General features: G+C 41.9%; 26 protein-coding genes, 1 tRNA gene and 1 pseudogene. 13 read left to right on the plus strand and 15 right to left on the minus strand.

Features of this window, described 5'->3' with window-relative positions; all coding sequences use genetic code 11:
• The coding region (locus tag V7P40_RS03510) for a flagellar hook-basal body complex protein (RefSeq protein ID WP_333784590.1) at positions 1–365 on the plus strand (365 nt) is incomplete at its 5' end.
• Positions 366–381: 16 nt separating this feature from the next.
• Here the strand turns inward: V7P40_RS03510 and bioF are convergent.
• Both bioF and V7P40_RS03520 read right to left on the minus strand, forming a co-directional pair.
• The gene (gene bioF, locus V7P40_RS03515; RefSeq protein WP_333784591.1) at positions 382–1530 is read right to left on the minus strand and encodes an 8-amino-7-oxononanoate synthase; all 1149 of its coding nucleotides are present in this window, start codon (positions 1528–1530) and stop codon (positions 382–384) included.
• Entirely contained in the window at positions 1530–2465 is a 936-nt protein-coding gene (locus V7P40_RS03520) for a lytic transglycosylase domain-containing protein (RefSeq protein ID WP_333784592.1), read from the minus strand. Before V7P40_RS03520 ends, bioF begins: the two co-directional genes overlap by 1 nt.
• Positions 2466–2495: 30 nt before the next feature.
• On the opposite strand from V7P40_RS03520, the gene V7P40_RS03525 reads away from it, so the two are divergent.
• On the plus strand, positions 2496–3152 hold the full coding sequence (locus V7P40_RS03525) for an ATP-binding protein (RefSeq protein WP_333784593.1): 657 nt from the start codon (positions 2496–2498) through the stop codon (positions 3150–3152).
• On the opposite strand, the gene metE is transcribed toward V7P40_RS03525, so the two are convergent.
• Genes metE through V7P40_RS03540 form a run of 3 tightly spaced genes read right to left on the minus strand, consistent with a single transcriptional unit; the run spans position 3146 to position 7587 of the window.
• Positions 3146–5425, minus strand: coding sequence for a 5-methyltetrahydropteroyltriglutamate--homocysteine S-methyltransferase (gene metE, locus V7P40_RS03530; RefSeq protein ID WP_333784594.1), 2280 nt, complete (start codon positions 5423–5425; stop codon positions 3146–3148). The genes V7P40_RS03525 and metE overlap by 7 nt on opposite strands.
• Positions 5426–5452: 27 nt before the next feature.
• Entirely contained in the window at positions 5453–6391 is a 939-nt protein-coding gene (locus tag V7P40_RS03535; RefSeq protein ID WP_333784595.1) for a complex I NDUFA9 subunit family protein, read from the minus strand.
• Positions 6379–7587: a hypothetical protein gene (locus V7P40_RS03540; protein WP_333784596.1), complete on the minus strand. Its 1209-nt coding sequence runs from the start codon at positions 7585–7587 to the stop codon at positions 6379–6381. Before V7P40_RS03540 ends, V7P40_RS03535 begins: the two co-directional genes overlap by 13 nt.
• 18 nt (positions 7588–7605) lie before the next feature.
• On the opposite strand from V7P40_RS03540, the gene V7P40_RS03545 reads away from it, so the two are divergent.
• From V7P40_RS03545 to flgL, 5 genes are read left to right on the plus strand one after another with little or no spacing between them, the layout of a single operon-like run.
• Positions 7606–8577, plus strand: a complete 972-nt coding sequence (locus V7P40_RS03545) for an ABC transporter permease (RefSeq protein WP_333784597.1) — start codon at positions 7606–7608, stop codon at positions 8575–8577.
• Positions 8574–9320, plus strand: coding sequence for a dihydroorotate dehydrogenase electron transfer subunit (locus V7P40_RS03550; RefSeq protein ID WP_333784598.1), 747 nt, complete (start codon positions 8574–8576; stop codon positions 9318–9320). Before V7P40_RS03545 ends, V7P40_RS03550 begins: the two co-directional genes overlap by 4 nt.
• Entirely contained in the window at positions 9320–9949 is a 630-nt protein-coding gene (locus tag V7P40_RS03555; RefSeq protein ID WP_333784599.1) for a riboflavin synthase, read from the plus strand. Before V7P40_RS03550 ends, V7P40_RS03555 begins: the two co-directional genes overlap by 1 nt.
• A 46-nt stretch (positions 9950–9995) precedes the next feature.
• Entirely contained in the window at positions 9996–11393 is a 1398-nt protein-coding gene (flgK, locus tag V7P40_RS03560) for a flagellar hook-associated protein FlgK (protein ID WP_333784600.1), read from the plus strand.
• Between the two features lie 11 nt (positions 11394–11404).
• Positions 11405–12574 (plus strand): flagellar hook-associated protein FlgL, encoded by a 1170-nt coding sequence (gene flgL / locus V7P40_RS03565; protein WP_333784601.1) that lies wholly within the window; start codon positions 11405–11407, stop codon positions 12572–12574.
• Here the strand turns inward: flgL and V7P40_RS03570 are convergent.
• Genes V7P40_RS03570 through proC form a run of 3 tightly spaced genes read right to left on the minus strand, consistent with a single transcriptional unit; the run spans position 12560 to position 14600 of the window.
• The gene (locus V7P40_RS03570; protein WP_333784602.1) at positions 12560–13249 is read right to left on the minus strand and encodes a biotin--[acetyl-CoA-carboxylase] ligase; all 690 of its coding nucleotides are present in this window, start codon (positions 13247–13249) and stop codon (positions 12560–12562) included. The two genes, flgL and V7P40_RS03570, sit on opposite strands and share 15 nt — an antisense overlap.
• A gap of 14 nt (positions 13250–13263) precedes the next feature.
• Positions 13264–13869, minus strand: coding sequence for a peptidoglycan editing factor PgeF (pgeF, locus tag V7P40_RS03575; RefSeq protein WP_333784603.1), 606 nt, complete (start codon positions 13867–13869; stop codon positions 13264–13266).
• Complete coding sequence (gene proC, locus V7P40_RS03580; RefSeq protein WP_333784604.1) at positions 13827–14600, minus strand: pyrroline-5-carboxylate reductase; 774 nt, start codon at positions 14598–14600, stop codon at positions 13827–13829. The genes pgeF and proC overlap by 43 nt, the downstream gene beginning before the upstream one ends.
• Positions 14601–14629: 29 nt before the next feature.
• On the opposite strand from proC, the gene gltA reads away from it, so the two are divergent.
• The 3 genes from gltA to V7P40_RS03595 are packed head-to-tail and all read left to right on the plus strand — an operon-like array spanning position 14630 to position 17417.
• Positions 14630–16051 (plus strand): NADPH-dependent glutamate synthase, encoded by a 1422-nt coding sequence (gltA, locus tag V7P40_RS03585; RefSeq protein WP_333784605.1) that lies wholly within the window; start codon positions 14630–14632, stop codon positions 16049–16051.
• On the plus strand, positions 16048–16476 hold the full coding sequence (locus tag V7P40_RS03590; RefSeq protein WP_333784606.1) for a DUF4878 domain-containing protein: 429 nt from the start codon (positions 16048–16050) through the stop codon (positions 16474–16476). Before gltA ends, V7P40_RS03590 begins: the two co-directional genes overlap by 4 nt.
• A complete protein-coding gene (locus tag V7P40_RS03595) occupies positions 16473–17417 on the plus strand; it encodes a glycosyltransferase family 9 protein (protein ID WP_333784607.1) in 945 nt (314 codons plus the stop codon). The genes V7P40_RS03590 and V7P40_RS03595 overlap by 4 nt, the downstream gene beginning before the upstream one ends.
• Here V7P40_RS03595 and V7P40_RS03600 read toward each other — a convergent pair.
• From V7P40_RS03600 to V7P40_RS03620, 5 genes and pseudogenes are all read right to left on the minus strand, one after another.
• On the minus strand, positions 17348–18460 hold the full coding sequence (locus V7P40_RS03600) for an FtsW/RodA/SpoVE family cell cycle protein (protein ID WP_333784608.1): 1113 nt from the start codon (positions 18458–18460) through the stop codon (positions 17348–17350). The genes V7P40_RS03595 and V7P40_RS03600 overlap by 70 nt on opposite strands.
• Entirely contained in the window at positions 18439–19515 is a 1077-nt protein-coding gene (locus V7P40_RS03605; RefSeq protein WP_333784609.1) for a glycosyltransferase N-terminal domain-containing protein, read from the minus strand. Before V7P40_RS03605 ends, V7P40_RS03600 begins: the two co-directional genes overlap by 22 nt.
• Positions 19515–19587, minus strand: a tRNA-Pro gene (locus tag V7P40_RS03610). Before V7P40_RS03610 ends, V7P40_RS03605 begins: the two co-directional genes overlap by 1 nt.
• 151 nt (positions 19588–19738) lie before the next feature.
• Positions 19739–20860: pseudogene (locus V7P40_RS03615) on the minus strand (amidohydrolase); the annotation flags it as partial.
• Between the two features lie 6 nt (positions 20861–20866).
• Positions 20867–21838 carry a KpsF/GutQ family sugar-phosphate isomerase gene (locus tag V7P40_RS03620; RefSeq protein WP_333784610.1) on the minus strand — a complete coding sequence of 324 codons (972 nt, stop codon included), beginning with the start codon at positions 21836–21838 and terminating at the stop codon, positions 20867–20869.
• Between the two features lie 88 nt (positions 21839–21926).
• On the opposite strand from V7P40_RS03620, the gene V7P40_RS03625 reads away from it, so the two are divergent.
• Positions 21927–22475: a DUF507 family protein gene (locus V7P40_RS03625; RefSeq protein ID WP_333784611.1), complete on the plus strand. Its 549-nt coding sequence runs from the start codon at positions 21927–21929 to the stop codon at positions 22473–22475.
• On the opposite strand, the gene V7P40_RS03630 is transcribed toward V7P40_RS03625, so the two are convergent.
• A complete protein-coding gene (locus V7P40_RS03630; protein WP_333784612.1) occupies positions 22472–23080 on the minus strand; it encodes a M23 family metallopeptidase in 609 nt (202 codons plus the stop codon). The genes V7P40_RS03625 and V7P40_RS03630 overlap by 4 nt on opposite strands.
• A 53-nt stretch (positions 23081–23133) precedes the next feature.
• Positions 23134–23715, minus strand: a complete 582-nt coding sequence (locus V7P40_RS03635) for a hypothetical protein (protein ID WP_333784613.1) — start codon at positions 23713–23715, stop codon at positions 23134–23136.
• 27 nt (positions 23716–23742) lie between these two features.
• On the opposite strand from V7P40_RS03635, the gene epmA reads away from it, so the two are divergent.
• Positions 23743–24660, plus strand: a complete 918-nt coding sequence (gene epmA / locus V7P40_RS03640; RefSeq protein ID WP_333784614.1) for an elongation factor P--(R)-beta-lysine ligase — start codon at positions 23743–23745, stop codon at positions 24658–24660.
• Complete coding sequence (locus tag V7P40_RS03645) at positions 24657–25877, plus strand: peptide chain release factor 1 (RefSeq protein WP_333784615.1); 1221 nt, start codon at positions 24657–24659, stop codon at positions 25875–25877. Before epmA ends, V7P40_RS03645 begins: the two co-directional genes overlap by 4 nt.
• The last annotated feature ends 4 nt before the right edge of the window (positions 25878–25881 follow it).

Raw genomic sequence — 25881 nt, forward strand, 5'->3', positions numbered from 1 at the left:
ACCAAAACGGATACGCCAAGGGGGACCTGGTGGATGTTTACGTTCTTTCTGAAGATGGTGCGGTAGTGGGTGTGTACTCCAACGGCAAATCCTTACCTCTTTATAGGGTGGCCATAGCTGTTTTCTCCGATCCGGAGGAGCTTATAAAGAAGGGTGCTAACCTTTACACTTCCATCTCAACACCCACAATAATGATGCCGAGCGGTGCAGAAAAAGTCCGCTCTGGTATGTTGGAGATGTCAAATGTGGATATAGCTACGGAATTTATTAATCTAATATCGGCTCAAAGGTCCTATCAAGCTAACTCCAGGACTATAACAGCTACAAATGCCATACTTGATGATACAATAAACTTAGTTAGATAATTTTTAGAAGCTGGGTTTATGGGAAAGGGAGGCTAGTAAGGGGAAGGTGGGGGAGGGTTTTTAAGCTAGTATATAAAAACTCTAAGTCTTCCTCTGTGTATCTGAGACTTGCTGTAAGTCTGAGCCTTGCTTCTCCTTTTGGCACTGTTGGATATCTGATGGCTTGCAAAAGCACACCTTTTTCGAAAAGTGCCTCGGACAGGCTAATAGCCTTCTCTTCTGAGTATAGCATAATGGGTAGGATGGGTGTGTGATGAAATTTTACAGAAAACCCAATTTTTGATAGTTCTTTGTAGATGCTCTCTGCTAGGTTTTTCACCCTCTGAACCCTCCATGGCTCACGCTCCGCAATCTCAATAGCCTTTTTAGCACCTGCGCAAATTGCAGGCGGTAATGATGTGGAAAAGATAAAACTTCTTGCCTTGTTTATTAAGTATTCAATCAACTTCTCTGAACTGCAAACAAAAGCACCATAAGAGCCTACAGCTTTGGACAGTGTCCCCATCAAAATCACTCTTTCCTGCCATTTTAGGTTAAACTCTTCAAAAATACCTTTTCCCCTTTGTCCAAGTATGCCCGTAGCATGCGCTTCATCCAGAAAGAGCATACAATCGTATTCATCTGCCAATCTTAGTAGGGTGGGAAGGTGCGCCACATCACCATCCATGCTAAAGACGCTGTCTGAGACTATAAGACACCTTCTGTAATGCTTTCTGTTTTCTTTTAAAAGCTCCTCAGCATTCTGATAATCCAAGTGAGGAAAGACCAAAACCTTAGCCTTTGACAACCTACAGGCATCTATTATGGATGCATGGTTTAGCTGGTCGCTGAGTATTAAGTCTCCTTCGGAAGCTAAGGCGGGTATGGTTCCTATGTTTGCAAGGTATCCAGAACCAAAAAGAAGGCAGGAGGGAACTTCTTTGAAGCTGGAAAGCTTTTCCTCTAATGCCTTGTGCTGTTTTGTATATCCAGAAACTAAGGCAGAGGCTCCACTACCCAATCCGTAATCCTTTAAAGTTTTTATTACTTCTTCCTTCACTTCAGGATGGTCCCTCAGAGCAAGGTAATCGTTAGAACAAAAATCCTTTAAACTTTCTCTAAGCTTTCTTTTTCGGAAAAGATGCTGCTCTTGTATTCTTCTTAGCTCTTCTTCTAACCACTGCATCACCTTATAATAAGTTTAGCACCGTTCTCAAGTCTTATAAAGCCTTCTTCTGAGAAAACTAAACGATCCTTTGGAATGTAAATATGAATTCCAGGGGGGATACGATCTCCTCTTATATGGGGGTTTAAGTCTCTAAAGACACTTTCTCTCACGTTTACTCTTTTTGTAACTTTTTCAACTGTTGTCTCTTCTTCTAATTTCTCCGCCTTAAGATTTAAACCCTGGACGTTCAAGCTTAGCCCATATTTCTCCGGATACCTTGCCAAAAGTAGCACCGCAAAGAATGCGGGTACATAGTTTCTGGTCTCTGCTGGTAAAAAACCTTGAGTTAGCCAAAAGTCCATACCACCCGTTCTTCTGATTATACAGTTTTCTCCACAGTTGTACGCCGCAAGAGCCAGCTCCCAACTCTTAAACATTTCATACAGATCCTTCAAGTAAAGCGCAGCCGCTTCTGTAGATTTGATAACATCAAACCTCTCATCCACATCCTGATCTATCCTAAGACCATACCTTCTTCCGGTGGAAGGGATAAACTGCCACAGACCAGCCGCACCTGCACGTGAAACCGCAAAAGGATTAAAACCACTTTCTATTGCAGGCAAAAGTGCAAGCTCTTCTGGAAGGTTGTGTTTTTTAAGGATGGGTTTTATGACTGGCATGTAATAGTTGGCCCTTTGCATCATCCTCTCAAATTCTTGCCTGCTTGCTAAGAAATAATTTACGAACCGCATTATCTCTTGCCTATCTGGAATATTAATGTTGAAAGTTCTGGCTTCTTGCTCTATAAATCTTTCTTCTTCTTCAGAAAATCCAAAAGCACCTTTTTTTACCAGCTCTACGTTGCTGTTCTTTGATAAAAGGGTATTCCTCACAGTAGGTGTGCAGGAGGTTAAAAAAACCGCAAATAAAGTTAGGACAATTCCTAATTTCATAACCCCTCCAGATATATATTATTATTATTGGTGATAGACAAGAATTGTCCAGTTTGTAAAGGCACCGGCTTTGTGGACAAAGGGAAGGTAGTGGAGATATGCACTTGTAGATTTCGGCAAGAAGACTTTCAAAGCAGGCTGAACATTCCAAAGAGGTTTTGGACTGTGGAGCTTGAAAATTACCAGCCTATCTCTCCAGCCCAACGGAGAGCGTACGAAGTATGTAAAGAATTCGTTCATAACTTTGACCCAGAGGAAGGGAAGGGTATTACCTTAGTTGGTCCTACGCAGATGGGTAAAACCCACTTGATGGTAGGCGTTTTGAAAGCCCTATACAGGGAGAAAAGGGTAAGAGGCTTTTTCTTTGATACAAAAGAAATGCTATTCCAGCTCAGGTTCTACATGAACAATGAGGAAGACAAATATAGCAGATTTTTAAAATTCCTCATGAACGTGCCCGTTCTTGTGTTAGATGACTTAGGCAGTGAAAGGCTTTCCGATTGGAGTGTGGAGACAATCTCACTTATTATCACATACAGATACAACCATCAGCTTAGCACCTTAATAACCACAAATTACCAACTAAAAAAATCAGAAGACGATTTCCTAAACAGCTTAGAAGAGAGAATATCCCCAGCGGTGGTAGGCAAAATCTTCCAGATGAACGAAGTGGTTTATCTTTACTGAACGCCTACCAGCTCCTCTCTTAGCTCTTGCGCAACCTCTACCATGTTTTTGAGAGAAGGCACTACCTCTTCCCATCTTCTGGTCTTTAGCCCACAGTCCGGATTGACCCACAGAAGCTCTACCGGTAAAACCTTTATAGCCCTTTCCAGCACCTGTCTTATACTCTGCTTGTCTGGAATGGCTGGAGAGTGAATATCATAAACACCTATACCTATCTGTCTGTCCCAACCCTTAAAGCTCTCAAAGGCAGATATTATCTCTCCTTTACTGCGGGATGCCTCTATGGATATAACGTCAAAGTCCATTTGGTGAATATACTCTATAACCTCGTTAAACTCCGAGTAGCACATGTGGGTGTGTATTTGAGTTTGAGCCTTTGCGTTGGAGCACAGTCTAAAGGCCCTTACTGCCCACCTAAAGTAGTCTTCCCAATCCCTTCTCTTAAGTGGTGCCCCTTCCCTAAAGGCGGGTTCGTCTATTTGAATTACCTTTATACCTGCTTCTTCTAAGTCTTTCACTTCATCCAGTAGAGCCAAGGCTATCTGGTAAGCTATTTCCTCCTTTGGCATGTCCTCTCTGTAGTAGCTCCAGTTAAGTATGGTAACTGGACCTGTGAGCATACCTTTTACGGGCTTTTGGGTTAGGGACTGGGCATAGGTAATTTCCTTTAGGGTCATGGGTTCTGGTCTGTAGACGTCACCGTATATTATGGGTGGACGGTAGACTCTTGAGCCGTAGGATAGGACCCATCCGTGCTTTGTGGTCGCAACCCCTCCGAGCTTTTCCGCAAAAAACTCCACCATATCGGTCCTTTCAAACTCTCCATGAACGAGCACGTCCAAACCTATCTCTTCTTGAACCCTTATTACGTGCTCTATTTGCTTTTTGATAAATTCTTCGTATTCAGCAGCGCCTATCTTTCCGCTACGGTACTCTGTCCTTTTCTTTCTTACCTCTTCTGTTTGTGGGAAGGAGCCGATGGTAGTGGTAGGCAAAAGAGGAAGCTTTAATATTTCTTGCTGTAGCTTTATCCTTTCTGAATAGGGCACGCTTCTTACAAAGTCCTCTTCCCTTAGCTTTCTGATCCTTTCTTTTACCTCCTGCACCTCTCCAAAGTTTGAGGAGAGGATATTCTTAATTCTTTCTACTTCCATCCTTGCCTGCTGATCTCCTTCTATGGCAGACTTTATAATCTTTAGCTCAAAGAGCTTTTCCCTCGCAAAAGCAAGCCTTTCTTTTAGCTCCTGCTCCATATCACTCTCAAACTCTACGCTAACTGGAAGGTGAAAGAGTGGACAGGAGTTGGTAATTATCACATCCCTTGCGTATCTGCTTAGCTCCTCCACAAGCCTTATCTTTTCGTCCAGGCAAGCTCTCCAAACCTGTCTTCCGTTTATCACACCGGCTATCAGCTCCTTTTCCTTGGGAAATCCAAACTTCCTTATGTTTTCAAGGTTTTCCCTGTTGGAAACAAGATCAAAGCCAAGAGCTTTTACGGGAAGGCTTACGTATCTTTGATAGTTAGACACACTATCGTAGTATGTTAGCACGTTAATATCCACATACTTAGACATGCAAGAATACATCTCTTCTACGATGTCCCACTCGTAGTCCTCCAGCTCCAAACATAAAGCTGGGTCTTCTATCAGAATTTCCTTTACCCCCTCTTCTTTGAGTTTTTTCAGAACTTCTTCATAGACGCCAAAGACTGCGTTAAAGTAAGCTTCAAAGTCCTGCTGGCTTTCCAACTTAGAAAGCTCAAAGAACGGAAGCCCCTGACCCTCCACTTTTCTTATAGCCTTTGAAAGTTTTAGGAAGGTAAAGGGAGAAAGCATCTTTGGAACGGTTTCTATCCCTTTTCCTTTGAAATAACGGTATTCTTCAAGGGGATAGTTCTTTAAAAGTTTAAAGTTTGTTCCCTCAAGCTCGGGCACAAGGTAGTGATAGTTTGTGTTGAAGTATTTGGTCATTTCCAGCGCCTGCTTGCCCCTTGCCATTTCAAAGTAGGTTTTGAGTCCCTTATACTCACCAAAGCGGGAAGGTATAGCTCCTAACATGACCGCAGTGTCAAGCACGAAGTCGTAGTAAGACAGCTCGTTGGAAGGTATAACGTCCACGTGCTCTTGGTAGTTTGCCACCATCCAATCGCGCAGGGAGTTCATCCCTTCAACAAACTGAACCTCGTCTATCTTATTCTTCCAAAAGTTTTCAAGCAGAGACTTAAACTCCCTTCTTTCCCCCAACTTGGGAAAGCCATAGGCTAAGGTTTTCATAGCGATCACCTCCTACTTTTAGATGGTCTATAAATTATACCTGAAATTTTCCAAACTCCAGCTTAGGCTTTCTCTGTAGGGTATAGGTTCCCTGTCGCAGAGCTTGTTTATTCCTTCAGTTTCTACATCCTGGTCCAATCCGCACACGTTGTCCCTCCACATCATAAGCATTTGGTCTGAACTAAAAGGTGGAGGGCTAAGAAGCTTCTCCGCTATCTTTCCGGCAAAATACATGAGTGGTTTTGGCGCGGGTATCAGTAAAACTTTCCTGTTCCACTTAGAGAATATATCTTCCAAAAGCTCTTTAAAGCTTACCGTCTCACTTCCACAAAGCTCATAGACCTTACCTTCAGATTCCTGTCTTTCCAAACTATTTACAAAGGCGCATGCTACATCTCTCACATCCACAGGCTGGAAAAGATAACTACCACCACCAGGAAGGGCAATGACCGGTAAAAGCTTGGTGATTTTCCACATGTCAAAGAAAAGTCTTTGCTCTGGACCCAAAATCAGGGAAGGTCTAAAGATAGTGTATTTAAGTCCAGAAGCTTTTAGGAATTCCTCGGCCATATACTTGGTTTTGTGATACTCAGAAGGGGCTTCTTTGTGGGTCCCAAGAGAACTCATGTGGATAACCCTATTTACTCCATGATCCTCACAAACTTCGTATAGGGTTTTTGAAAGTAGATAATGGACCCTGTAAAAGGTTATGTTTTTACGCCTGTCTTCTGTAAGAATGCCTATAAGGTGTATGATTGCATCGGGCTTTATCTCTTCAAGGGCTTTTTTTATACTGTCCTTCTTATAAAAATCCACCTTTACACCCACCACCTTATCGGAAAAAAGACCCTTTAGCTTATCCACATTTCTTACCAAGGCAAAAACCTTGTATTTTCTCTTTAAAAGCTCATCAACTATATACCTTCCTACAAAACCAGTAGCCCCAGTTATAGCTACCCTTTCCATTCTTTTAACACCTCTACAAACCTACTTTTGTGCTTATCATCCTCTGCATGAAGTACGCCAATTATATGCCAACGCTTTTCTTTTCCATAGGTAAAGTAAATTCTGCCACCTTTGGGTTTTAACTTAAATACATTTTTAGCATCCTTGATGTTTTCAAAGACTTCTCCCAAGTCCTTCATGTTTAGCAAGAGCAATTCTTTCAGGAATTCTTTTTTTCTATCCACATCAAGCTGGACAAAGTCTTCAAGAGCCTTTTCTTCCCAGCTTATGTTTTCAAGGGCAATCTCCAAGATCTCTTTGTATATTTCTTTTTTGCTCGTTTGGGATCTTTTATACTGCTCCAACTCTAACTCAAAAAGCTGAAGTTTTCTTACGGTATTCTCTAAATTTTTTTGCGTGCTGTCCCTTTCCTCCCTCAGTTTGGCATTCTCCTTTAAAAGATCGTCTAACATCTGCTCCATATCAAGCATATCTTTTATTAGTCTTTTTCTTTCACTTCTTAGTTTTGATAGCTCTTTGTTTTCAGGCGTGGCAGACCTTTTTTCCTGAACCTCTATCAGTTCAAAAAGCTTTCTGTTTGCCTGGGTGAGCCGTTCTATCTTCTCCTCATAAACCTTCAAAGTTCCCTTATATGAGTCTAGTTTTTTGACTATATCTTCCTTCTCCTTTAAAAGCTGTTGTCTTTCTTTTTCTTGCTCGGATAATCTCTCTATCTTTTTTTCCAGCTCTTCTTTCTCCTTGTTCAACTTCGTTAGGATTTCATCGTATAACTGTCGGATTTTTAGAGCTTCCGTAAGCTCCTGCTGGTTTTTTGCAAGCTCTTCCTCCAATTTTTGCTTGGTTTCTTGGAGTAGCCTAAGGCGTTTTTCTGCTGGAGATTCAAAGAGTTTTATAACAAAGAGTGTTATAAGAAAGGCGGGTATCTGCTCAAGTATAACGCTTGGTTCTTCTTTCAAAATGGCTTGCATAAGCACGTTTAAAACAAAAATAGTTCCTATCCAAGCTACAGTCCTTAGTCTTTCACCAAAGAGCCATGCAACATAAAGGGCGGATAAGAAGAACAGCAAGTAAAGCTTTTCTGAAAGGGAAACAGGATAAAGCCTAAAGCCCAGTATATTTGATATTTGAATGAGTGCAAAGTTGTAAGATACGATCAAAAATGCCAATAGGATGGGTTCTCTTAAAAACTTCAGCATTCATTTAAAATATAAGCTGTGGGACTAAGGTTCGCATGTACGGTAATTGCTATCTTCGTTGCTTTAGCTCTTTTTGCAGATTTTGTAGCTCCTTATCCTTACGATCTTCAAAACAGACAGGCACCATACCATCCCCCTACGCGTATTCACTTTTTCAAGGATGGCAGGATTACCTTACCCTTTGTTCATAAATATGAGCTAAAAGACCCACTCTTTAAGATATACGAAGAGAGCGAGCTAACCTGTAGGATCAAAGTCTTTGGTAAGACTCCCTACGGTTTTAAGTTGTTTTCCGTAGAAGAGCCTTGTAAGCTCTACCTTTTTGGCACGGACAAGCTGGGAAGGGATGTGTTTTCAAGATTGCTGTATGGCGCCCGCGTTTCTATGATAATAGGATTTGTGGGTGTTTTGACTACGTTTATTCTTGGTTCTGTTATAGGTGGTGTGTCTGGCTTTTTAGGTGGCAAGGTGGATACTACTATCATGAGACTTGTGGAAGTGCTCTTGTCCATTCCAACCTTTTACCTTATGCTTTCCCTTAGGTCTGTGTTTCCTTTAAACATGGGCAGCTTTGAGCTTTTCTTGGCTATAGTCTTTATCCTTTCTTTCGTTGGATGGGCTGGACTGGCAAGGGTTATAAGGGGTATGGTGCTCTCTCTTAGAGAAAAAGAGTTTGTTTATGCGGCTAAAACCTACGGGGCAGGCACTTTCCGCATACTTTTTAAACACATCCTCCCAAACACGTATTACTATCTTATCGTCTCCGCCACGCTATCCTTTCCAGGGTTTATACTTGGTGAATCTGCTCTGAGCCTTTTGGGCTTGGGAGTGCAGGATCCAGTGCCAAGCTGGGGAAACATGCTATCGGAAGCCAGAAACATTCCACTCATAAGCGCCTATCCTTGGATATTAACTCCGGGCGTTGCTCTATTTTTGGTAGTTTTCTCCTTCAACCTGCTCGGAGATCAACTACTTAAAAGACAAAGATGAAGGAATTAATTTGTAAAGTCATAAAAAACCAAAAGGTTGGACCTTACACCTATCTAATGGAGTTGGAGTTTCTCAACACAGAAGCCATAAAGCCTGGACACTTTTTGATGATAAGAGCTTGGAACGGTTTAGATCCGCTTTCAAGAAGAGCTTTTGCGGTGGCAGACAAAAGAAAAGACAGCGTGAGTATATACTACGACGTGGTAGGCAAAGGCACAGCCCTTATGAGCAAGCTAAGAGAAGGTGAAAGCATCAGAGTTTTAGGACCATTGGGGAAAAGGCTTTTCCCAATGGATGGGCAAAAGCACCTTCTCTTAGGAGGTGGTATAGGTCTTTCTGGGCTATCTCTTTTGGCAAAAGAGTTAAGAGACCTTGGAAAAGAGGTTTTTGTATGCTACGGAGCGAGAAACTCCGAAGGGCTTTCTATGAAGGAATGGCTCAAAGAGAGTGGTTTAAGTTTTAGGATCTTTACGGACGATGGCAGTGAAGGGGAAAGGGGCTCTGTTTTGGATGCTCTAAAGGACTTTGATAAAGACTGGATAGTGCATGCGTGCGGTCCAATGGGTATGCTAAGAGCTCTACAGCGTATGTTGGAGGGTAGAAAAGTTTATCTTTCCTTAGAGGCTCCCATGGCCTGTGGCTGGGGTGTGTGCCTTGGTTGTGTGGTCAGATCCAAAAATGGTGAGTTCTTGAGAGTATGCTACGATGGTCCGGTTTTTGACGCAGAGGAGGTAGTGCTTTAATGTTCTCTGGTTTGGTGGAAGAAGTGGGAATAGTGGAGGAGCTAAAGCTCCTTTCGGGCGGAGCCAAGCTCACTATTAGAAGCACGCTGGGGGATATAAAAATCGGCGACAGCATAGCAGTTAATGGAGTTTGCTTGACAGTAGTAGATACACACAAAGGCACCATCAGCTTTGACCTATCCCAAGAAACACTAAGCAGGAGCAACCTAAAGCTTTTAAAAAAGGGAGATCCGGTAAATCTTGAAAGAGCTCTAAGGGTAGGGGACAGGATAGGAGGACACTTTCTTCAGGGACACGTGGATTTTACTTCAAAGGTCCTGCTCTTTTCCCAAAGGGGCTCCCACTGGGAATTAAAAACACACATACCAGAAGAATACAGAGAGTATGTAGTAGAGAAAGGCTCCATAGGAATAGATGGTATAAGTCTGACGATAAACTACGTGGAGCAAGATGCAGTAAGTATAAACATAATACCCCACACTTACGAAAAAACGAACTTAAAACACAGAAAAGCTGGAGACCTTGTTAACGTGGAGTTGGACATCTTGGGAAAGTACGTGATAAACTACGTAAAGCTTATAACCAAGGACAGGAAATTAGAAAAGCTTTGGAGGGATTTTTGGGGTTAAATTTTTTAGGTAGGGGACGAAATCTAAAATAAGGAGTGGTTCATGTTTGGGGCGAGCTTTAAGGGTCAGAAGTTTTCATCTTGTTGGACAAAGAAACGCCCAACTTTCCTTAGTTTCATCTCTTGATGAGAAGATAAAGAACAACAACAGAGTAGAGGACCTCTTCCAAGAATTTACGCAGGGTTTGGGAAGTCTGGAATACATAAACGGGTTTTTTAGCAGTTATCAGGACCTTATGAAAAATCCAACCAACGAAGGAGCAAGGTCCAAGTTGGTTAATTCCGCTGGATCTTTGGTTAGCTACTTGAAGGACAGAAAGAGGAACCTAGATAGTGTATTCAATTCTATAGACTACAGCATGCGCCAAGCCATAGATAGGGTAAATACAATAACCAAAAAACTCGCCAAGCTAAACCAGGAAATATTAACGCTCTATGCCCAAACGTATGCAAGGGGACAGGACTACAAAAATATTCTGGACGAAAGGGATAGGCTTTTAAAAGGGCTTTCGGAGTATATCAACGTCAGGGTCCAAGAGGACGATATAGGAAGGATAATGGTAGAAACATCCAAAGGTTTTGTTTTAGTTGAAGACAAATTCAATTGGGAGCTTTATTATGATGGGTCTAACAAGTTAGTTTATTGGAAATCAAAGGATGGCACGCAGGTTAATATATCCAACGAAATATCGGGAGGCAGGATAAAAGGTCTTTTGGATTCTTATGCCGATCTACAAAACTATCAAAATAGGCTTGATCAGCTTGCCAAAAAGCTCATAAGCGAGGTAAAAGTTCCCGTCAGGACTGGAACAACTGAATATTACTGGACATTAAACTACGCTAATCCTACAGACCAACTTGGAGTGTCCGGTAGCCTAACATTGCAGGGAAGTTCTACGGTGGTGATAAACTACAACTCTACGGATACGCTTACCGATTTAGCCAATGCTATAAACACTTCCGGTGCGGGCTTTACCGCCAGTGTTATAACCAACCCAGACGGAACTTACACTTTGCGAATAACTTCTTCTAATCCATCCTACGTTATAGAGGATAGCAAAGGAATGGTTGGAGCAAGGGTTTTTCAGGGTGCAGGGATAGGAGATATTAGTGTGGATTCTAACCTAGCTTTATACCTTTCCAACTTGGATTACTCAAAGGCGGACGAATTTAACGATTTTTCAAGGTCTTGGTGGGATCACTCTAAGGAAATATATCAAAGCCTTACCAACTCTGTAGCCACAAACCTAAATGAATATAAAAGGCAGTACGATATAGAAAGCAACGTGCTCAATTCTATAGAAGCGAAGCTGCGGGAGCTTCAGGGGGTTTCCATAGACAGGGAGTTTATGGAGGTCTTCCAGCTTCAAAGAAGCTATCAGGCTTTGGCAAAGGTGGTAAGTGCTTTGGATGAGCTTTTACAGACCACTTTAAACATGGTTTGAGGTGATTGGCGATGAGGGTGCCAGACAACTTGCTATTTTCAATCTTTCAGGACCAAGAGGCAAGAATAAAGAAGGTACTGTCAGAAAAGACTCTAGATATTGCCACTGGAAGAAGGGTAAGAGCTCTTTCGGATGATCCTTCAACCACCTATAATGTCATTCAATTAAAGAGCGAAATAGCCCAATTGTCTCAACACTCACAAAACAGACTTTTTGCAGACACAAACCTTACCTATGCCGATTTTACCTTGGGGAAGATGGAGGATACGATAAAAAGGCTCTATGCAGAAATAATAAGAATAAAAAACAGCGCCACCATCTCTTCAGACCAACTCATCGCAATGGCTGAGGGCTTTAATCAATCTATAAGACAGCTCCTGGACAGAGTTAACGAAAAGTTGGGTCAAAACTACATCTTTGGTGGCAACGCTTTAACCGTCAAACCTTTTGACGAAAACACTCTAAATTACCAAGCAGGAGCTGGGGATTTTAAAGTGTGGATCTCCGAAAACTCAAAGGTTTCTGTATTCCTTGAAGGAGGAAGAGTGTTTAAAACTAACCTTTATGTATCACGAGCAACCTTTAACTCACCTACGGATAGCTTCTCTTCTGCTGGAAGCATAACCATAAAAATTGGAGCAAACACCTATACCATAAACTATGGAGGAGCTGGAGAGCCCCAAAGCATTCAAGAGCTAGCAAACTATATAAACTCTAACTTGGGGGATGGAATCCAAGCTTTCGTATCAACAAACCCAAATGGGACATACTCTTTGGCTTTATCAACAAAGGACCTAAGCGCAGACATGGAGTTTGTTAGTATAACCGGCGACTTTTCCACAGGTTTTGATAATCCTAACATCTTACAGGCGATAAAACGTGTCAAAGATAAGCTTGAAAATGGCATATATCCAGATGAGTTTGACCTTTTTTCTATAAACAGAAGCTACGATATTGTTGCAATGAGAAGATCAGAGGTAGGGTATGTTCTGAATGTTGTAAAAAACTTACAACCCACTCAGGAAAACCTTGATTTGGTCCTTAAAAAGCAAAAATCCGATCTTGAGGATGCAGATATACCAGAAAGCATGATGGAATACACAAGATACAGAATGGCTTACGAAGCCCTTATGCGTATCGTGGCAGACCAAAAGGACCTAACGATTTTAAGGTACATATAAGCCTCTTAAACTTACCTCTCCAGCGGTAAATTTAACTATGCCGTCAGCGGTTCTAAGCAGTAAGCCCCCATCCCAATCTATGTCCTCAAAGATACCCGCTGTGGCTGTGTCAGATTGAACTACCACCTCCTGCCCAAAAAACAACAGCTTTTCCTTTATGCGGTCTTTAAAGCTTTTAAAACCAGACTTTATGTATTCTTCTAAAACCTTATTGAAAATGTCCAAAAAATCCAGGAGAAAAGCCCTTTTGTCAGACGTCCTGCTACTTAGCATGTAAAGGGAGACAGCGTTTAGATGTGCTGGAAGTTCTCTCTGATTTAAATTTACTCCTATTCCAACTATCAGCCTATCCATGGACCTTTCCACCAGCACACCACAAACCTTCTTTCCTTTTATATAAACGTCATTTACCCACTTTAGCATTGGGCTAAAGCCTTCTTTTTCAAGCATCAGCAGCATGGAATAGCCAACAACCAAAGGAAGAGGAAGGATCTCGTTAAACTCCGTAGCGCTTAGCAAAAGGCTAAGGTAAAGTCCGCCCTCCTGAGAGTACCAAACCCTTCCAAACCTACCCCTACCCTTGCTTTGCCTGTTTGCTACCACAACCGTTCCAAAAGGAAATCTTCCCCCTTTCAAAATGTCCTGCGTTGAAGACACTTCATCAAACCACAGCATAAACTCGCCTATTCTCATGCCTCAAGCAAAGCAAAAAGTAGCATTCTTTGGGATGTTTTATCCCTTCTGTAGGAGGGAAACTTTTCAGTGCATATGGTGCATTGATTGTAGGTGATTATTCTTTTTACTCCAAAGTTTTTTAATCTGTGCAACACTTCCAGCTGAGTGTCCAGAAAAAGCTTGCCATTTTTGTGGTGAAGGAAAATAAAGCTTTCTTCAAACTCTTTTCCCACTTCATAACAGCACGCTTTTGCTGAGGGGCCTACAAAAACCAACGGAGCCTCTTCTATTTTGAGAAACTTCTCCAAAAACTTCTCTACTATGTTAGCCTTTATACCCCTCCAGCCCGCATGCACCACTCCCACAGCTTCTTTACCCAAAAAAGCCATAGGCACGCAGTCTGCGGTTCTTACACCTATGGGAAAGTTTTTTCTAGTCGTGATTATAGCGTCCCCTTCTGAATGCCATTCTTTCTCTAAATAAACTACCCTATCTGAATGTATTTGCTTAAGAGTAAAAACTTTATCTTCTGGTTGGTAAAGCTTGAGACCTGCAAGAGAGTTTTTGTATCTAATGGTTATCCAAGCTCTTTTGAGCGCTGTGTGCTCCTTCGTATGCATTCCATCAATATACCAGAAAAACCGCTCTCTTCTAAGACTTTTAAGCCTTCTACCGTGGTCCCAGCAGGAGAGGCAACTTTGCTTATCCACTCTTCTGGGTGTCCCCCAAAGGTTTTGAGCATGTGCAAAGTCCCCTCTATGGTGCTTAAAACTATGTCCTTTGCTTGATTGTAGCTAAAACCCTCTCTCACACCCGCAAGGCAAAGGGCAGAAATAAACTTCATCACAAAGGCAGGACCTGAACCTGCAATGGCAGTGAAGGCATCCATCAAACCTTCATCTATCTTATACAAGCTTCCACACTGAGAAAAGCCCTCGCAAAACTGTCTTTCTTCTTGCTCACTAACAAGTTGGTTGCAAGTGTAAGCCATCGTGCCCTTTCCAACCACCACCGCAAGGTTTGGCATACACCTTATTATCTTTTCTTGCCCCAAGATACCCTCTATCTTTTTGAGAGAAAGCCCAGCCACTATGCTTACCAAAACCTTATCCTCTAGCTTTCCTTTTAGACTTTCCAAAACTTTTCCTGCATCCTTTGGCTTTACCGCCAGTAGGATAAACTGAGAGTTTCTTATTAGAAAATCCAAACTGCTTGCCCAACCAATGCCAAGTTCTAAAGCCCTATCCGACTTAGAGCTATCCACGTCAAAAGCTATAACTTCCCAAACCTTGCTTAACCCCTCCCCTAAGGCACTACCCATGTTTCCAAAGCCAATTATTCCTATCTGCATGCTAAAGAATTATAATAACTATTCTAAGAATGCCAGTAAGAATACGATATGAGGATAGAAACCAAGAATCCTTACTCCCACCAAAGGAGAGGGTAAGCACTTTTAAAGAGTATGCTCTTGGATACTCTGTATCCGTTGCTTTGGATGAAGCGCAAAGGTGTCTTCTTTGCAAAGATGCAGATCAAAGGTGCATAAAGGCTTGTCCTGCTGGTATTGACATACCGGGGTTTATAAAAGAGATAGCCCAAGGAAACTTAGTGAATGCTTACAAAAAGATCATAGAGTCTAATCCCTTTCCTTCCATCTGTGGAAGGGTTTGTCCTCAGGAAAAACAGTGTGAAGGCTCTTGTATACTCCACTACGACGTGGTAAGAAACAGAAAGAACAAGGGCTTAGCGGTAGGTATAGGGAACTTGGAAAAGTTTGTGGGAGATTTTATCAGAATCTCTGGTTTGGACTTGGAAGAAAGGAACGAGCCAACGGGAAAAAGGGTAGCGGTGGTGGGAGCGGGACCTGCGGGTCTAACCTGTGCCTATGAACTTGCAAAGCTTGGACACAGCGTGGATGTGTTTGAAGCTCTTCCAAAGGCTGGCGGTGTGATGACCTACGGCATACCAAATGCAAGGCTTGACAGAAGCGTTATAGAATGGGAGCTAAAGAGGTTGGAAAAACTTGGTGTGCGTTTTTTCTTTGGTTGGGTAGTAGGAAGGACGATAAGCCTGAAGGAGCTTCTTGAAAAATACGATGCGGTTTTTTTAGGTGTAGGAGCAGGAAGGGGAAGCCTTGGCATCAAAGGAGACACCTTAAAAGGCGTGTATTCAGCTATAGAGGTTTTAACAAGGGTAGGGCTTTTGATGGCAAATCAGTTTCCCCAATCTTCCACACCAATAGACCTTGGCAAGAGGACCGCCATAATAGGTGGGGGCTTTACCGCAGTGGATTGTGCCATAACAGCTCTGAGGCTTGGAGTAGAAACTCACGTGCTTTACAGAAGAACAAGGGAAACCTCTTCCGCAAGGGACGAAGAGTGGGACCACGTAGCGGAAGAAGGAGCTATAATACACTGGCTCACCCAACCTATAGAAATACTGGGAGACAGCAGGGGAAGGGTGGTGGGTGTTAAGTGCATAAAGATGGAGTTGGGAGAGCCAGACGAAAGCGGAAGGCCAAAACCTGTGCCCGTTCCAAACTCTGAGCACGTAATAGAGTGCGATTCTGTGATCTTTGCCATAGGCCAAAAGGCCAATCCTATAGCTTACCAAGACTTAGAAGGTTTAGAACTAACCCGTTGGAGAACCATTAAAGTAGATAAAAACTTTAGAACCAGTGTAAAGGGTCTCTTTGCAGGGGGGGATGTGGTGAACGGAGGGGACACGGTGGTAAGAGCCATATCCCACGGTAAAAAAGCGGCAAAAGCTATACACGAATACATAATGGAGGTTTTACGATGAAGAGAATAGTCCTAATACTTGCGCTGGTGTTGGTAGGCTTCTTTGTTTTTAGGGGTTGTGGCACGAGCCCAGAGGAAGCGTCCAAGGATACCGTCAAGGAGTTTATGTCTGCCATAAGGGAAGGAGAAGGCAAAGAAGCTGTTAAGTTGCTATACCCACCCTTTAGGGATGCTTTAGTGCAAGATGTAAAACTACCTATACAGATCACTGAGATGAAACCTTCAGAACTTTTGGCTTGCGCCCTTAGTTCTATGGGAGAAAATGTAAAGAAAGTAAAGATAATAGACGTTAAGAAGATAGACGATAAGCACGCTGAGGTGTTGGTTAAAGTCATAGATAAAAATGGTGTGGAAAAGCTCTTTTGGTTTATAACCATAAAGGATGAGAAGAGCTGGAAGATAGCCAGTATCTCCAATGTTAAATGAAAGTTTTAATCTGGCAGACTGCCTTTCTTGGGGATGTGGTATTGGCAACATCCCTTCTTCGCATCCTTGAAAGAAGATCTTACAGAGTAGGTTTTGTAGGAAGACCTTTTATAGTTGAGCTTTTGAAGGGATACAATGTAGAACTCATACCCTTTAACAAGGGATTTTGGGAATCATTTAGGATAATCAGTCAGATAAAGCATTACGATGCAGTAATTTCTGTTCATAGGTCTATGCGCACTGCTCTGATACTTTACCTTTCTCGCATACCCTTAAGGATAGGATTTGACAGGTCGGAGCTTTCTGTTTTGTACACCCACAAAGTTCCACACAGGTGGGAAATGCACGAGGTAGAAAGAAATGCACAGCTTCTAAAACCCCTTGGAATAGTCCCAAAAAAAGACGAGCTTTACCCAAAGCTGTTTGTGGATGAGACGGAGGTTAGAAAGGTTAAGGAAAAGTTTAACCTTCCGGAGGATTACGTGGTTTTTTCTCCTTTTTCCAACTTTCCCTTAAAGGAATGGCACATAGACCACTGGGTAGAACTTTCAAGGGCTATTGGTAAAGAGGTTGTGGTAGTGGGCACCAAAAGGGACGAGGAAAGGTCAAAAAGCTTTAAGGATAACGCAATAAACTTAGTAGGCAAAACTTCTTTGCGGGAGTTTATGGCTGTTTTATCCAAAGCTAAGCTTGTTGTATCCTGCGATTCTTCAGCCGTCCATATTGCAAATGCTTTAGGCGTGCCAGCCTTAACCATCTACACAGCCACAGCTCCCATATACGGCTTCTATCCACTAAGAGGTGCATACATCACACCACAAGTTGAATGCTCTCCCTGCTCACCCAATCCAAAGAGGTGTAAGGTTGGCACTTATGAGTGCGTCAAGTCAGTTAGCGTAGAAAAAGTCCTTTCCCTATGCCAAACTCTGATAACCGACTGAGCCAATCCTACCATAATCATTGAAGCTGTCATGCTAGAAACACCGTAGCTAACAAAGGGTAGTGCTATACCTTTTGGTGGAATTAGATTGGTAGCCATGCTCAAATTCCAGAGAAAGGCAAGGGAAAAGTTCATAGCAAAACCAAACATTAAAAGCTTTCCAAAAGGTTCTGTTATTTTCACCGAATAATAAAACATCCTACCTATGAGTATGGCATACAAACTCAGAACTAACATAACTCCAACAAAACCAAGCTCTTCGCCTATTACCGACATTACGTATTCTGTATCAGATTCAGGAAGGACACCCATTTTCTGAATACCCTTTCCTATACCTACACCAAAGGGACCTCCTTTTGCGAAGGCGTATAAAGATTGAATTATCTGATAGCCCTCCTCCTCAGCTTCCGCAAAAGGATCCATCCATGCCGCTATCCTTTCGGAAACATAACCAGTCTTCAAAAGGTTATAGCTAAAGAGAAAAGCTAAAGCCAATAGAGGAAGATAAAGTTTATACGGAATACCCCCAACGTACATTATGCTGAGGGAAAGAATGAGCACAAATACTGCCCCCCCTTTATCAGGTTGTAGGGTAAGAAGTAAAACGTTGGAAAATATCAGAAGAAAGGCCCATGAAATCAACATAAAACTTCTTAGGGAACCTTTAGCCACTATGTAGTACGCTAAGAAAATTACGACAGATATCTTCAGGAATTCTAAAGGTTGCACGCTTTTACCTATCAACCATCTATCCACAGGCTTCCCTGTAGCAATTTTTTTAATTAATACTGCCATAAGTAAAAGAAAGGAAAGAAATATAAAAGAATAGGCTATTTTTTTGCTAAAAAGCTTTTTGTAGTCCATTCTACTCACGAAATTAGCCAAAAAAAGGCCAAAGATAAAGGATATCATTTGCGAGAGGGGCCTCCTAAGAGTTTCGTACTTGAATTCTCCAGCACCGAGCACGTTAGAACTAATTATCGCAACCTCCCCCATTATGAATAGTAATACTACAGAATAAGCTATCCACCTATCTGTAAACATCTCTTAATCCAAAACATATAACAGTCTTTTATCTGCTTTGCATAACCTGCCAAGTCAAAATCGGCTGGAAAACTCACCTGCCCGCTGATTACTCTCGTAGCTACCTCCACCGCTTCTTGAACGCTCTTGACCTTAAAACCCAATCCTTTGGAAAGCACAAAACCCTCCAAGTCCTTTACCTTTTGAGTGTAAGGTCCAAAGACTGTAAGCTTTCTATGACAAACTGGCTCTAATAGGTTGTGTCCCCCTATGCCCTTTGAAAAGCTCCCCCCAACCATGCACAGGTCCCCATGCTTGTAAAGATAAAAAAGCTCGCCCAATGTATCCACCACTACCACTCTACAGTCTGTTCTGCTTGAGCTTCTCAAACAGGGCTTAAAATCTGCCAGCTCCTTCATAAAAAAATCTACCTTTGAAAGGTGGCGAGGAACCAAGACTAAGTTTAAATCTTTAAATCTTTCAGACATTTTTGTGTAAAAGGCTTTTATAAATTCTAACTCAGAAGGATGGATGCTTCCAACCACAATGGTTTTGCCTTTTGGCAGGTTAATCTCTACGTCTTTTTCTTCTCTTTCTAAGACAAACTTTAGGTTTCCGCAGGCTGTAGACTTAGCACCAAAGGACTCAAACCTTTTTTTGTCCTCTTCAGTCCGACATACTATCAAGTCAAACTCCTTGGAAAGCATCTTTTCCAGCACACTTCCCTTTGCATAGGCGTTTAGTAGAATCTTTTTAACTTTCACCTTTTTTATCAAAAAATACCACAGTTCCCTCTCCATGATTAGTAAAGCAACAGGCCGTACCTGTTTTAAGAATCTACCTACTGAAAAGGGAAGGTCTAAGGGTAAAGGATGCAAGGCGTCATAAAACTCCTTCTGTTTTAGCAAAAAAGCCTTAGCCCTCGGGGAAAAGTAGGTCAAAAGTATGAAAAAGTGCTTTTTAAGCTCTAAAAGTATGGGCTTGGCAGTGTTGAACTCTCCTACGCTTGCACAGTGAAACCAAAGAACTGGTTTTTGAGTGGATACTTCTATTTTTGGAAAAAGTCTAATCAACATCGGGGCGAGGGGACTCGAACCCCTGACCTTCGGCTCCCGAAGCCGACGCGCTACCACCTGCGCCACGCCCCGTAAGAAACCTCAGGATTCTTTCTCTCCATTTTTTTGCCACAAACTCCACCTCTTGCACGTCTATGGTTTTGAGCTCTCTCTTTTCCATCAAAACCTTTCCCCTACAAACTACAGTGTCTATATCCTCTGCGCTTGCGCTATACACCCACTGAGAGATGGGATCATACAAGGGCTTCCAGTGGGGACTATCTGTTTTAACCAGTATAAAATCCGCCTCAAAACCCAGCTCTATCCTTCCTGCCTTTATACCAACAGCCTCAAAACCCATCTGTGTGGCTATCCTTAGAGCCTGGCTTGCATCCATTGCCTTAGCGTTTAGACTAAAACCCTTTTGGAGCTTAGCCATCAAAGACATCTCCTCGTGCATGTTTAGGTTGTCGTTAGACGCTGGTCCATCCGTTCCAAGGCAAACGTGAATACCCCTTCTTACGTAATCCCAAATTGGCGCTATGCCAGAGGCAAGCTTTAGGTTACTTTCTGGACAGTGCAGAACTTTAACCTTTCTCTCTTTGAGAAGTTCCCTCTCTTCCTCCGTGGTCCATACCACGTGGGCACAAAGTAGCCTTTCGCTCAAAACTCCTAAGCTTTCTAAATGCATAACGGGAGTTTTCTCATACTGCTCTTTTATCTTTTCCACTTCCTCTCTGGTCTCCGAAAGGTGAGTATGAATGTAGACGTCTTCGGACTGTGCCAACTCTTGAACCTTTTCAAAGGTGGATGGACCGCAGGTATAGGGAGCGTGGGGACAAAGCACAGGAAAGACGAGCTCTTCTCCTTTAAAAACCCTTACAAAATCCTTTGCTCTCTTTATGTACTCTTCTGGTGCTTTAGCAACCTTTGTAGGAAAGTCCAGTATGCCAAAACCCAAACCTACCCTAACTCCCACTTGCTTAGCCACCTCACCCACTTTTTCTTCAAAAAAATACATATCCATAAACAAAGTGGTCCCGCTCTTTATACCTTCCGCCAGTGCTATAAGCGTACCGTCCCTTACAAACTCCCCTGAAACAAACTCCGCTTCTAACCTCCATATAACCTTCTGAAGCCAATCCATAAGTGGTAGGTCTGCCCCAAGGCCTCTCAAAAGGGTCATAGGTAAGTGAGTGTGCATGTTGGCAAAGGAAGGTAAAAGCAGCTTCCTGTTGGCATGTATTACTTGTTTTGCTTCTTTCTCCTCTTGTCCAATATACGCTATCTTACCATCCTTTACTCCAACGTTCAGTCTTTTTCCTAGCTCAACGACGAATGCATCTTTTACCAAAAGGTCCAGCATGAAAACTTAGTATATCACTCCAGCTCTTAGAATGTCATGCATGTGAATGATGCCTATTGGCTTTCTATCCTCGTCCGTAATTATCAATACAGTAATCTTGTAATCTTCCATTCTTCTTAGAGCTTCTGCTGCAAGCTCCTCCATCCTTGCAGTTTTGGGATTTTTGGTCATCACATCCCTGGCAAGACTGTTGTTCAGGTCCCCTCCTCTGTTTATAAACCTTCTTAGATCCCCATCGGTGATGATACCGCAGAGTTTTCCTTCGTCATCCACCACCGCCACCGCTCCAAAGCCTTTGCTAGTCATTTCCACTATAACTTTACCCATCGGATCTAATTCTTTCACTATAGGAACTTCTTCGCCGGTGTGGCAAAGCTCTTTCACAAGCTTTAGCTTTCTCCCAAGCGTCCCCGCAGGATGCCTGTTGGCAAAATCCTTTTCTGTGAATCCTCTTAGCTCCAAAAGAACCATAGCCAGCGCGTCTCCTAAAACCAAAGAGGCAGTGCTTGTGGTGGTCGGAGCTAAGTTTAAAGGACACGCTTCCTTTCCCACACCTAAAAACAAGCATACATCCGAGTGTTTAGCCAAAGTGGAGTTAATGTTATTAACTATGGATATAATCTTAGCTCCTATTAGCTTAACGTAAGGAAGTAGGGCAACCACTTCTGCCGACTCTCCACTATTTGATATGGCAAGTATCACATCCTTGCTTTCTATAACTCCAAGGTCCCCGTGAAGGGCTTCTGAGGGATGTAAAAAGTGGGCTGGAGTGCCTGTGGAAGAAAGCGTAGATGCTATCTTCTGGGCTATATGTCCAGATTTGCCTACTCCCGTAGTTATAACCTTCCCCTCGCAGTTTAGGATAAGTTCTACCGCTTTCACGAAAGACTGGTCTAACCTCTCTGAAAGTTTAGAGAGCTCTCTTACTTCCTCCTCTATTACTTGTCTTGCCCTAAGCAGTATTTGCTCACTTTTCATATATGCCTAAATCTTTAAATTATAACTTACAAAAAAATAGTCTGCTTAGCTCCCGACCCGACCGATAGCATGATATAATTAACAAATTATGAGACTACCAGAAAAATTGGTGGAGCGTATTGCAGATAGGATTATAAAAGAGCTAACAGAAGAAAGAATAATAGAATTGGAAGATCCTTATGTTTTTAAAAAGAAAATAATAGGGATTTTCAAAAAGGCTGAAGAAGAGGAAAGAATGCTTGATGAAAAAACCAGAGAAATACTAAAGGAAAAAATGGATCTTGTGGAAGAAGCAAGCTTAGATTACAGAACTGCTTATAAAGCAATTCGCAATAGACTTGCGGAAGAAATGAACATTAACACCAACAAAAGAGAGAGGATGAATCAAATAGCGGGTATGATAAAGGACCTAATAATGGAAGATGAATCTGTAGAAGTGTACGAAGAACCCTATGTTATAAGAGCAAGGACGAGGAACATACTTATGGAGGCTCTAAAGGAAGAGGAGGACATAGATAAAGAAGTTAGAGAAAGAATAAGGTCCTATTCAAAAAGGATAGTGGAAGGCACGCCCGAATGGAACCATCTGTACAAAAGAATTTACGAAGACGCTTTAAGAAGAAGGGGATTGCTTTAAGGCAAATAGGCTATGGGATTTTGCCTCATCCCGTATTTCAATATCTCGTAATGTAAGTGATTTCCAAAAGACCTACCAGTATTACCAACTTTACCGATTATCTGCGCCTTTACAACTTTATCTCCATAACTTACAGAAATGCTTGAAAGGTGCGCATACAAAGTGGCAAAGCCATGACCATGGTATACGATCACGGTGTACCCGTAGCCTCTCAACCAACCAGCATATACAACTCGGCCATCCGCGGTTACGCTGACGGGAGTGCCGTAGGAAGCGGATATATCTATACCGGTGTGAAATTCCTTCCGCCTACCCATTATGCGCCAGCCGTAATCCGAAGTCACCACCCCAACCACAGGCCATATATCTGGTCTTACCATATCCACAGTTCTGACATCCACAAGCTCCCTAAAAGCTTCTTCGACAGACATCTCTTTTCTAATGATTTCATCCACACTTTCGGTATTGATTTCCTCCAATGGGTCATCGTAATACACATCCTGAGAAGGATAACTTACAGAAGGACCACCCACTCCAAGTTGCATTAAAGATGTATTACCAATTATGGAACAAGTCAGCATTAATAAAAAAAGAATTTTTATCATGCTAACTCCCCTCTACAAAAGAATAGGATAAAATATAAGCCTGTTTCCCTTCCTCAGTCAAGGGATTTTTTCAAGATATCCTCCAAGTGTTGTGTTATTTTTCTGTATAAGGATTCACTTAAGGATAATTCTTCTAAATTCTCAATTCGGTCCTCACGGTTAATCTTATTCAAAATTTCAGCTAAACTATTTTCAAAAATATCCTCTCTGTAAACACCAAGAGATTTAATTAGCTCTAATTTAAGCTTTATTTCAAACACTTTGTAGTTTTTGACGTCTATTTTTAAGTAGTTTTGAAGAAGATTAAATATGAAACTATCATAATAGGAAATCCAACCAACTACAGTTTGAACAACCTTTGTCATCCACGAAAATCTGCGGAAATTCTTCAGAGCTAGGTATGAATAGAACTTTACCTCTATTACATCGTCCAATATCAAAAGCCCTCCCGAATGGTGGCAATATACTTTCAATATGTTGAAGGGTTCAAAGATAGCACAGTATGCATTCTGAGGGTGAAAACCATTTCTTACAAAGATCCTTCCCTTTCCCACTGTTCCGTAAATGTAGGCGAGTAAGTCCCACTCGTTTACGAGCATTTTCTTTAAAACTATAAACTCGGCTTTTGCGCTCATGGTCCTTAAAGTATAATATTCAGATCAATGCATAAAAAGCCAGAGAACTTGCTCCTCGCTTGGGCTGATTTTATAGATACTATACGGAACTTTTTTAAATCAAAAGGTTACTTGGAAGTTACAACTCCAATCTTGCAGATGTATCCAAACGTGGATCCCAACGTAGAACCTCTAAAGGTCAAACTTAATCTGGGTGGAAGGGACAGAATTTTTTGGCTTCATACTTCACCCGAGCATGCAATGAAAAAATTGCTTGCAAGTTTTCCGATTAATATGTTTCAAATAACTAAGGTTTTTAGAGATAAAGAGTATGGAAGATTACACAGACCTGAATTTACTATGTTGGAGTGGTATAGGTTGGAGGCAAGCTATGAAAATCTTATAGAGGAAATCGTAGAGTTGTTGAAACTCTTCGGATTTGAAAGCTACGAAGTGCTTGAGCTTGAGAAGGCTTTTGAAAAATACTTAGGGGTTGTTTTGTCTGAGGATGAAGAAATACTTAAAAACAATCTCGTTTCCTACGGATACGAGTTTGACGATAAAGAAGATTGGGACAGCTTATTTTACCGCCTATACATAGATTTGGAAAAGCATCTTGGCTTTGACAAGCCCACTTTTTTAGTAAAGTTCCCTTCCAAGCTTGGGATTTACAGTGTTTTGAAAGATGGATATGCGGAGAGATTTGAACTGTACATAAAGGGCGTGGAGATAGCCAACGGATGGACAGAAGAGAGGGACCCAAATGAAATAAGAAAAAGAATGGAATCAAACTTGAGGGGTAGAGAACTCCCGCTGGATGGGGAGCTGTTAAAGGCATTAGCCAACATTACAAGCTTTTCTGGCTGTTCCATAGGCTTGGAAAGGCTTTTTATCGTAGTTTATAATATCCAAACTTTAGATGACCTTCCGTGGATTTTTCAGATGCAAAAGGAGGAAAAGGAATGAAAAACTTAAAAGAGGCACTTGAAACACTACTCGAAAAGACATACTCTCCATACCTTGTTTCAAGTCTATATCTGAGACTCACACCAGAAAGCAGAACTGACAGAAAGTATCTGAAAGTATTCAAAGACATGGTAAAAGCTCAGAAGACTAACTTAGAAAAAAGGAAACTCAGCGAGGAAGTCCTTAATTCTCTGATTGAAGACTTTAAAAAAATGGAGGATTTTATCAGCGATCCGGAAAATCTAAAATCTTGTGGGGGTGTAGCGCTATTTTCATGCAGTGGCAAGGATATATTTGTTCCTATAAAGCTTCCCTACGCATACAGAGACAGACTTATGGTGTCTATAAATCCCTTAGTTAGAGAACTAGCAGCCATAGACGAGGAATTAGGTAGAATTGGCGTTGTTCTGTTGGACAGAAAGCATATCAGGTTCTTTTTGATGGATTTTGAAAGCATTGTAGAAGTTTACGATTTTCTTGAACCATTGGCTACTAGGTCTCACAGATTTCACAGTGGTGGTGATGCATTAAAGGGGGCGCAAGGCACTTTCAAATACTCTATGCCTTCAAGGGCTTCATCACCAAACATGGTTCAGCACTCTATGGGTGAATACAGATTTCACATGAGAATTCAGGAGGAAAAGCACAGGATATTTAAAATAACCAACGATGCCCTTATGGAAGCGTGGAAAGAAAACAAATTTGACAAGTTAGTCATAGGAAGCTTAAGGGAAGATATAAAAGATATAGAAAACCACCTACACACCTACCTCTTGGAAAGGTTAGTGGGATATATAAACATTAATCCTTCTGAAGCTAAGGAGCATGAGATCAAAGAGAAAGTTTTGGATCTGCTTTGGCAAAAGGACAGGGAGCAAGAGGAAAGCCTGATAGATCAGCTTGAGCTTTTGGAAGGGCAGGGGCTTGCGGTTAGTGGGGTATCAAAGGTTCTGGAGCAGCTGCAAATGGGAAACGTAAAAACTCTTTTAGTAGCCGACAGTTTTGAAAAGCCTGGATATTACTGTTTAGAATCCCATCTGCCTACCTTAAAGCCCGAATGCCCTGTGGAGGGAGAGGTTGCCTATCCAGTGGAGGACATAGTGGATGAAATAATAGAGCTCGCCTTAGAGGAGAGAGCAGGTGTAGAGATAATAATTAGAGAAGATCTCCAAAAGAGGTTAGATGGTATGGGAGCCTTTTTGAGGTGGCGGATATAAACTT

It is taken from the genome of Thermocrinis sp. (genome assembly GCF_036781485.1).
In the GTDB taxonomy this organism is placed as follows: domain Bacteria; phylum Aquificota; class Aquificia; order Aquificales; family Aquificaceae; genus Thermocrinis.